The sequence below is a fragment of the Nonomuraea sp. NPDC049158 genome, from assembly GCF_040648335.1.
Classification (GTDB): Bacteria; Actinomycetota; Actinomycetes; order Streptosporangiales; family Streptosporangiaceae; genus Nonomuraea.
Window position 1 is genome coordinate 1 of record NZ_JBEZDM010000079.1, and the last position, 7840, is coordinate 7840.

Annotated in this window: 10 protein-coding genes and 1 pseudogene; 3 read left to right on the forward strand and 8 right to left on the reverse strand. The window is 69.0% G+C overall.

All coding sequences use genetic code 11. From position 1 onward, the window contains the following. Window positions 1-47 precede the first annotated feature (47 nt). From AB0B61_RS57130 to AB0B61_RS57145, 4 genes are read right to left on the reverse strand one after another with little or no spacing between them, the layout of a single operon-like run. Entirely contained in the window at window positions 48-767 is a 720-nt protein-coding gene (locus AB0B61_RS57130; protein ID WP_358450694.1) for a hypothetical protein, read from the reverse strand. Between the two features lie 48 nt (window positions 768-815). Beyond that, on the reverse strand, window positions 816-1778 hold the full coding sequence (locus AB0B61_RS57135) for a hypothetical protein (protein ID WP_358450697.1): 963 nt from the start codon (window positions 1776-1778) through the stop codon (window positions 816-818). Next, window positions 1775-2620 carry an ABC transporter ATP-binding protein gene (locus AB0B61_RS57140; protein ID WP_358450700.1) on the reverse strand — a complete coding sequence of 282 codons (846 nt, stop codon included), beginning with the start codon at window positions 2618-2620 and terminating at the stop codon, window positions 1775-1777. Before AB0B61_RS57140 ends, AB0B61_RS57135 begins: the two co-directional genes overlap by 4 nt. Then, window positions 2617-3009, reverse strand: a complete 393-nt coding sequence (locus tag AB0B61_RS57145; RefSeq protein ID WP_358450703.1) for a GntR family transcriptional regulator — start codon at window positions 3007-3009, stop codon at window positions 2617-2619. Before AB0B61_RS57145 ends, AB0B61_RS57140 begins: the two co-directional genes overlap by 4 nt. Window positions 3010-3099: 90 nt before the next feature. On the opposite strand from AB0B61_RS57145, the gene AB0B61_RS57150 reads away from it, so the two are divergent. Continuing rightward, window positions 3100-3489, forward strand: coding sequence for a TetR/AcrR family transcriptional regulator (locus AB0B61_RS57150; protein ID WP_358450706.1), 390 nt, complete (start codon window positions 3100-3102; stop codon window positions 3487-3489). Beyond that, on the forward strand, window positions 3474-3941 hold the full coding sequence (locus AB0B61_RS57155) for a TetR family transcriptional regulator C-terminal domain-containing protein (protein ID WP_358450709.1): 468 nt from the start codon (window positions 3474-3476) through the stop codon (window positions 3939-3941). Before AB0B61_RS57150 ends, AB0B61_RS57155 begins: the two co-directional genes overlap by 16 nt. A gap of 249 nt (window positions 3942-4190) precedes the next feature. Here AB0B61_RS57155 and AB0B61_RS57160 read toward each other — a convergent pair whose 3' ends face one another. From AB0B61_RS57160 to AB0B61_RS57170, 3 genes are all read right to left on the reverse strand, one after another. Continuing rightward, window positions 4191-4325, reverse strand: a complete 135-nt coding sequence (locus tag AB0B61_RS57160) for a hypothetical protein (protein WP_358450712.1) — start codon at window positions 4323-4325, stop codon at window positions 4191-4193. 150 nt (window positions 4326-4475) lie between these two features. After that, on the reverse strand, window positions 4476-5345 hold the full coding sequence (locus AB0B61_RS57165; RefSeq protein ID WP_358450715.1) for an ABC transporter substrate-binding protein: 870 nt from the start codon (window positions 5343-5345) through the stop codon (window positions 4476-4478). Window positions 5346-5419: 74 nt separating this feature from the next. After that, complete coding sequence (locus AB0B61_RS57170; protein WP_358450718.1) at window positions 5420-6175, reverse strand: SDR family oxidoreductase; 756 nt, start codon at window positions 6173-6175, stop codon at window positions 5420-5422. Window positions 6176-6660: 485 nt separating this feature from the next. Here AB0B61_RS57170 and AB0B61_RS57175 point away from each other — a divergent pair, with 485 nt between their 5' ends. After that, the gene (locus tag AB0B61_RS57175) at window positions 6661-6864 is read left to right on the forward strand and encodes a hypothetical protein (protein WP_358450721.1); all 204 of its coding nucleotides are present in this window, start codon (window positions 6661-6663) and stop codon (window positions 6862-6864) included. Between the two features lie 259 nt (window positions 6865-7123). Here the strand turns inward: AB0B61_RS57175 and AB0B61_RS57180 are convergent. After that, window positions 7124-7840: pseudogene (locus AB0B61_RS57180) on the reverse strand (hypothetical protein); the annotation flags it as partial.

A 7840-nucleotide genomic window follows, 5' to 3' on the forward strand; every position in this document is an offset into this window, starting at 1 on the left:
CTCGATCGCGCGCTCGCGCGCCGCCCGCTTGTCGACGCCGTGCACCGTCATGCTGAGGAATCTGAGGAATCTGGTGGTTCCGTGGCCGGTGCGATCTCTAGGGGTGTGGCGACCTCGCCGGTGATCTGGTGCCCATGCGTGAGCGTGTAATCGAGCTGCCTGGCCAGGCGAGGAATGGTCGCCGGGGGCAGATACGCCTCGGCGCCCGCGTCGAGCAGGCGTCGGACAGGGCCGTGGTAGTTGACTCCTAGCTCGTCGTCCTCGATTTCCGTGATGATGACACGAGCTTTCGGGAACATCGACCGGAGACCGGCGATCAGCTGGGGGCTGACCGGGGGCGTCAGCAGCACGTCGGCTGTCGTGGGAGCGGCGTTCATGTCGAGCACGACGTAGTCCGGGCCGAGCTGGGTGGACAGCGACACCCGAGCCGACGCCGACAGCTCCATCGCGGTGGCGACGACCGTCACGTTGTCGTAGTCGATCGGAGGTTGCTCGTCGGCCTCCTGCGCAGTGCCAGGGTCGACGACAGTGCCGTGGAGCACGCGAAGGGTGCTGGAGATCGCCGCGATCGACGCGCCGCCTCGGGTGATGACCAGCTCCTCTCCGGGCTCGAGGGCGTCGATGAGCGCCAAGACGTCCTCGGGAAGCCGGGCCACGTCGATCGACGGGGTGGCTCGCGCGGCGCGCTTGTCCGCCATCAACGCCGGAACGCGCTCAGGGCGGCGACAGCGGCAGACGGCGATGGGGTCCTTGTCATAACGTTCCACCTTCCCACACCCCGCCAGGGCGGTTCCGGCTCAGGCACCGAAGGTCTGTCAGCCGGGGCGGCGGAGGGTGCGGCGTACGGCCAGGCCGCCGAAGGCCGCCGACATGAGCGTCAGGATCCCCGCCTCGGTCCACTGGAAGCGCCAGAACCTGGACGCCGGATGGTAGTACACCGCGTACCGGTAACCCTTGCCGAACAAGCACGCCTGCCACGCCCTGACGTTCTTGTCGCTCTGCCCCACGTCCACCCGACGTGGGCAGCCGCTGCCGGCCGGCTCGGCGACCTCTCTCCCTGACGGCTCCACCCAGGCGGCGCTCACCAGCCGGGCATCGGGATCCTCCAGCAGCACGGTGCCGGACAACGCGGTACGCGCCGGCTCGGCGTAGTAGTCGCTCAGCTGGAACAGCGTGAACATCGTCACCACCACCCCGGCCACGACCAACGCCATCGCCGGCAGCGTACGCCGGAACAGGGTGCCGGCGAGCGTGCCCAGCGCGAACGCGTACAGCCACCACGCCGCCGGCTCCACGCCGACCATGTTGAACACGCCGATGTTGCCGAACGTGGAGTCGATCCCCGTCCTGAACACCGGCCGCCACAGGCCCACCATGAGCGACAGCAGCAGCCCGCCCGCCACAACCGCCCCGCCCAGGACCGACAGCTTGACCGCCAGCCACCGCCACACGGGCACGGACTGGGTCCAGGCCAGGCGGTGGGTCCCGCGCTCGTACTCGCGGCCCAGCAGCGGCGCGCCCCAGAACGCCCCGATCAACGCCGGCGCCACCAACGGTATCCATCCAAACACCGAGTAGACCGCGTCGTAACGCTGCCCGAGCGCCACCGCCAGGTCTCCGCACGCCACGGCGGGTCCCGGGCAGCCGGGCGGGGCGTACTCGGCCACGTACCGGCTCGCCTCCAGCGCCGAACCCAGCAGCAGCAACCCCAGCAGCGTCAGGAAGCCCGCCGTCACGAGGATCTGCGCCCGGTGCTGGCGCCACGTCACCCAGATCACGCGCCCACCCCCGTCAGGCCCGGCAGCGCCGCCGACTCGGGGCTGCGCAGGTAGCCCATGACGAGTTCCTCCAGCCCTGGACGCCGCGCCTGCCAGCGCGGATCGAGCGGGGGCGCGCCCCTGACCAGCATGGTGATCTGCCTGCCGGTACGGCTCGCGCCCACTACCCGCGTCCCCGCCGCGGATGCCCCCTCCGGTCCGGTGAGCACGAGATGCCCGTCGAGCAGTTCCTCGATGTCGCCACTGACCTGCAGCCGGCCTCCGTTCAGCACGATCAGCCAGTCGCACGTCTCCTCCAGGTCGGAGACGACATGCGAGGACAGCAGCACGGTCAGTTCCCGCTCTGCCACCCCCGCCATGATCGAGCGCATCACGTCGTGGCGGGCGAGGGGGTCGAGGTTGGCCAGCGGTTCGTCCAGCACCAGCAGGTCGGGCCGGCAGGCCAGCGCCAGCGTGACCGCCACCTGCGCCTGCTGGCCGCCCGACAGCCCGCTCACCTTCCGTTCCGGCGGGATGCCCAGCCCGGCGAGCCGGGCTGCGGCGGCGTCGTCGTCCCAGCTGGTGTTCATGCGGCGGCCGAAGGCGAGCATCTCGGCGACGGTGAAGCTCTCGTACAGCGGCTTGTCCTGCGCCACGAACGCCGCCTCGCCGGCCACGCGGATGCTTCCCAGCGCGGGTCGCAGCAGCCCGACGGCCGCGTGCATGAGCGTGGTCTTGCCCGCGCCGTTGGGCCCGACGAGCGCCGCCACACATCCGGTGGGCACGGACAGCGAGCAGTCGCGCAACGCCCACGTACGGCGATAGCGCACCCCCAGCCCGGTGGCCTCCAGAGCGGGACTCATGCCACGCCCTCCTTCGCGGCGTCGGCCAGGACCACATTGAACAGCGCCCGCAGATCCTCCTGATCAAGCCCGGCCTCGCGGGCGTCGCGCACCCACGCCTCCAGGCCGCGCCGCAGCCGCGTGTGCTCGGCGAGCGTCGCGCCCGCGATGCCCTGCCGGACGAACGTCCCCATCCCCGGCCGCCCCTCGACCAGCCCTTCGCGTTCCAGCTCCCGGTACGCCTTGAGCACGGTGTTGGGGTTGATGGCCAAGGTCTCGACCACCTCGCGCGCGGTCGGCAACTGGTCGCCGGGCCGCAGCGTACCGAGTCGGAGCGCCTGTTTTGCCTGGTGAACGAGCTGCAGGTACGTCGAAACCCCCGAGCTGCGGTCCAGGTTGAACTCGATCAACAAAACACCCTTTCACTATTTGAATAGTGAAAGGGTGTTGGATTCGACCGTCCGTTGTCAACCCGGGTCGTCACGGGAGCGATATCTTCGATGGTGCTGCCCACCTTGCCGCCGGACTTCGCACTCGAGCCGGTCAAGGAGCCGATACGCAGCCAAGGGGGTCGATCGATGAGCACGGGCTATCCGAAAGGGCGACGGCGGCGTGCTGAGATCGTCGAGGCCGCGTTCGCCAAGTTCGCCTCGGTCGGCTACCGCAACGCGAGCATGGTCCGGATCGCCGCGGACTGCGGGGTATCGCGGATGGGCCTGGCGCATCACTTCGCGACGAAGGAAGCGCTCCTGGCCGCTGTGCTCGAAGAACGGGATCGGGTCAACGGCGAGTTGTTCTTCGCCGGATTCGACGCGGCGGCGGATGGCTTGGACTTTTCTCCCGGCTCGCGCGGCTGGTGGAGTACAACGCGACGGTGCCGGAGCTCGTGAGCCTGTACGCCGTGCTGTCGGTCGAGGCCGCTGATCCGGCGCATCCGGCGCACGCGTACTTCGTCGACCGATATACGCACATCCGCCGGGATATTCGCCATGCGTTCGAGGAACTCCACGCCCGCGGACTCGTGCGGCCGGGGACGGGCATCGCGGGTGCCGAATCGGATCTCATCGCGTTGATCGACGGTCTGCAGGTGCAGTGGCTCCTCGACCCGGCCAGCGTGGATGGGTGCCCGCCTCCGGCAGCGGCTCAGCGAGATGCTCCTGGTCGAGGTCCCCTGACCGGCCGCGCGCCGGCCGAGGTCGTCGCCGATCGGATCAGCCCGGCGGTCGGAACAGTGGAAGGCCTCGACGAGCGCACCTGCGTCCTGCACACCGGCGCGGACACGGTCGAGACCCTCGGCGTCTACCTGGGCCTGCTCGACGCGGACTGGTGGTGCTCCGCGTGACGGAGATCTCGAACTGCCGCCGACCATGGGTCGAGTAAAGGATCAGTGTGGTGTGGGTGGTGTCGTTGCCGACCGGCATGACCGGGATAGTCCACGTAGGTGGTTGCCCGCGCCCGTGGCGTTGACGCGCACCTGGCTGGCCTCCAGAACGTTCCCCCTGGGTCCCCTCGGCGCACCATCAGCCGGACAGGGACCTCTCGACGATCCATCGGTACACCGAACGCGAGCAGCCTACTTGCCTGACGTGCCTTACAGACCTTCGAGCGACTGACCTGCTACTTCGCTCAAGAACACTAGATAATCGTGGTCGGCCAGGAACATGCGCAGGCGCACGCGGCACTCGTCCAGCTCCAGTGCACGGACGCCGTAGGTGTAGATGATCATTCAGCCGTCAATCGTTGATCATGAGCAGGGGCGGCGGCCATGAACTATAGGGGCGTACGCCCTGCTGTCGCATTGACGATCAGGGACCATTCCCGCCACGCGGCCGCGCCTGCTTCGCCCAGGTGAGTCAGCGCCGCGTCGCAGTCTTGCCTAGGGTGCGGTGCGGTAGAACTCGGCTGCGGTGACGGTGGCGGGGATGCCGAGTTCGGCGGCGACCGCGGTGATCGCGGTGGCGCCGACGTCGAGGTCGACTTGGCCGTCGGTGGTGAAATACGGTGCGATGAACCTCTCGTAGTGGGCCCGGACTTCGTCCGCAGTGTGCCGGCCGATGAACGTCCGCATGTGCCGCAGCGTGATGTCGGGTTCGTTGCGGATCGTCTCCAGAGCGCGCCGGTGGGCTCGTACGACCGCCTGGACCGCGGGGTCGTCCGGCTGGACGTAGGTGGGGTCGACGGCCACGCCCACGGTGGGGATCTGGAAGTGGTCGCCGATCCAGGCCAGCACCTGCCAGCCGTTCTCGGCGGCTACCGCCTCCGGTGCCATGGTGCTGCCGACCAAGGCGGCGTCGATCTTTCCGTCGTGCAGTCGGCGCAGGTCCATGCCGTAGTCGCCGGGCGGGCGGACGATGGTCTGAATGTCGTGGTCCGGGTCGAGGCCGGCCTGGCGCAGGACGATCCGGGCGAAGCACCCGGGTGCGGTGTGGGGGGCGTGTATCGCCAGCCGTCTGCCGGCCAGGTCGGCCAGGCAGGTCAGGCCGGAGCGGGCGAGGAACCAGAACAGCGGGCGGTGGGTGTTGACGTTGAGCACGACCCAGGGGATGCCATCGGCCAGCCGGGTCAGCAGTGCCCGGCCGAGCCCGATGGTGGCGCCGTGGCGCACCCGCTCGTTGTCCCAGGCGCAGCCGTCGCGCAGCGCGACGTGGACGCCCTCGTCGGCATAGTAGTCCTGCTGGTCGGCGATGTAGGCGGCCAGTTCCTCGTGCAGGCCACGTCCGACGAAGGTGAGATCGATCGTGTCCATCGACGTCTTTCCTTGATCGTGTCACCGCGCGTGCCGTGACGGTGTACCGGATGCCGGCCAGACTGAGGGTGCCACTACATGGACATCCCGCCGTCGACCGCGGCCGTGGTGCCGGTCATGAACCCGTTGTCCTCGCTGGCATAGAAGGCGACCACTTGGGCGACGTCGCCCGTCTGCGCCAGGCGGCCCAGGGGAGTAGCGGCCACCTGCTGCTTCTTCTGCTCCTCGTCGAGCGCCTTCGCCGCCATGCGGGTGTCCTCCACCGGGCCGGGCTCGACGACGTTGACCGTGATGCCCCGCGGGCCCAGTTCCTGGGCGAGGTACCGGGCGAACTGCACCAGCGCGGCCTTGGCCGTGCCCAGTGCGATCATGTTCTCCCGGGGCCGGTGGCTGAGGCCGGTACTGATGTAGACGATGCGTCCCCAGCCCTGTTCGGTCATGGCGGGCAGGACGGCTTTGGTGATCACGTACGCCGCGCGCATCTCGTCGTCGAGCTTGCCGCCCAGTTCTTCCCACGTCATGTCCTGGAACGGCTTGATCGCGTACGGGGTGAGCGCGTTGTGCACGAGCACGTCGATGCCGCCCCATGCCGTCCGGACCCGCTCGGTCAGGTTCTCGACCGCCGCCACCTCGCGTACGTCGGCCTGCACGGCCATGGCCTGGCCGCCCGCGGCCTCGATGCCGGCCACGACCTCCTCGGCTGCCGTGCCACTGCGGAGGTAGTTGACCACCACGCGCATCCCTCGCGCGGCCAGAAGGCGCGCGGAGGCCGCGCCGATTCCGCTGCTGGACCCTGTCACCAATGCCACCCTGCTGGTCACCCCAGTCACGGGCCCACCTCCTGCTCTTTTCGCGGGCTGCTCTTTTCGCGGGCTGCTCTTTTCGCAGGCTGCTCTTTTCGCAGGCTGCTCATCATCACGGGCCGTCGGCATGACCGCCCGGAGTGGTTCATATGCCGGGGGTGTGCTGAGCGGATCGCCCCGGAGAGCACGCAGCCGATGGGCCGCGGGCCGGTCGAGTCCACGCGGCTCGAGTCCACGCGGCGACAGCAAGGCGAGCGGCCCCCCGAATTACGGCCGCACCGGCGCGCCGCACCCTCGCGGATGCGCACGAGCTATCCGTGGTCGCCTAATGGCTCGCTGTCGATGTTGCTCCCCCATGGGCTTCGCATACCCGGTCACAGGGGGTTCTATCGCCTCGCCAGACCGGCCGGCTGACGTGGTGGGGAGTCAGCCCGCATAAGCCCGAAACCCACATTGAGTGGATCTCCGTCAGTTCGAGCGCGCTGAGCGTCGCGGCGGGGCTGGTCGCCGACATGAACCTCATCCAGATCTTCATCCACCGCTTCAACGAGCCCCAGGCCGAGAACCGGCGCCCGCCCGCTCCGGCGGCACCCGACATCACCATGTCGTACGCCATCCAGGCCAGGCCCGCCCTCGGCTGGCGCGAGATCGTCATCATGGCCGGGTTGTCGCTGTGGGCGCTGTATGTCATCGTCACCGAGATCCTGGCCGGTTAGAGGGGTGTCCCTTCTTCTTCGACCGCCGACACATAGATAGCGATCTTGATGTCGCGGCAAGACCCTGTTTGGTGTCCTCGGAGCTGAGCGGTGTCTGGTCTCACTTGATGCTTGACACTCCCAAGCCGATCTCGGGCCGCCCCGGGAAGCCGAATACCGGCACCAATACCTGGAATCAGCCGGGGAGCAGGCCGGGCGGGAGTTGCCGGTGTCGGACCTCGAACGCTTCGTCGAGGCCGTGAGGCAGTAGCCGCCGCCCTCAACCGGTCGTGAGGAAGTCGCGGATTCTCTCGGCGACGCGCGGGTAGTCGGGGCCGAACCAGATCATGTGGCTCTCGGCCCGGCTGTCCACCAATTCGGCGTCCGGCATCGCCGCGACCAGGGACTCGGCGTGGGCGAAGGACACCGAGCGGTCGTTGCGGGTGGCGATGATGAGCGCGGGCTGGCCGACCTGGGCGGCACAGTCCGGTACGGGGAGCAGGTCGGCGACGAAGCCGCTCCCGGAGCGCATCACGGTGAACAAGCCGGCCAGGGTGGCCCGCTCGGCGGCGATCCCAGAGGCGAGCACGAGCAACCCGTACACGACGGAAGCGAAGCCCTTGGGCCCGAACCAGGCCACCGCCGCCTGCTCGCGCATCGACAGCCCCGAGCGCACAAACGACAGCCAGATCGCCACCGGCCGCGCCACGACCAGGGCAAGCCCGGCAAACAGCCAGCACGGCCAGCCCATCAGGGGCACCGCGTGGAGGTCATGGGACGCCTTCCGGTCGGATCCGCAAGCACGATCTTGCCGACCAGACTTCCCGGCGCACCGCGCCCACCGTAACAGCGGCACCGCTACGGCGACAGGCGCCTTCTTGACCGGCCACCAGGCCGCCGAATTGTCCGTGGCCATGTAAAAGTCCCCACAGGTGGCCAGTTCGAGGTCACCACTGATGGCCGGTTTAGGTCCCCGCTTCTTCTCCGCGCTGTTCGC

Coding starts and splice junctions, on each gene's coding strand:
- AB0B61_RS57165 (WP_358450715.1), bottom strand. CDS start 5,345: ATGGACACGATCGATCTCACCTTCGTCGGACGTGGCCTGCACGAGGAA.
- AB0B61_RS57175 (WP_358450721.1), top strand. CDS start 6,661: ATGAACCTCATCCAGATCTTCATCCACCGCTTCAACGAGCCCCAGGCC.
- AB0B61_RS57160 (WP_358450712.1), bottom strand. CDS start 4,325: ATGATCATCTACACCTACGGCGTCCGTGCACTGGAGCTGGACGAGTGC.
- AB0B61_RS57140 (WP_358450700.1), bottom strand. CDS start 2,620: ATGAGTCCCGCTCTGGAGGCCACCGGGCTGGGGGTGCGCTATCGCCGT.
- AB0B61_RS57150 (WP_358450706.1), top strand. CDS start 3,100: ATGGTGCTGCCCACCTTGCCGCCGGACTTCGCACTCGAGCCGGTCAAG.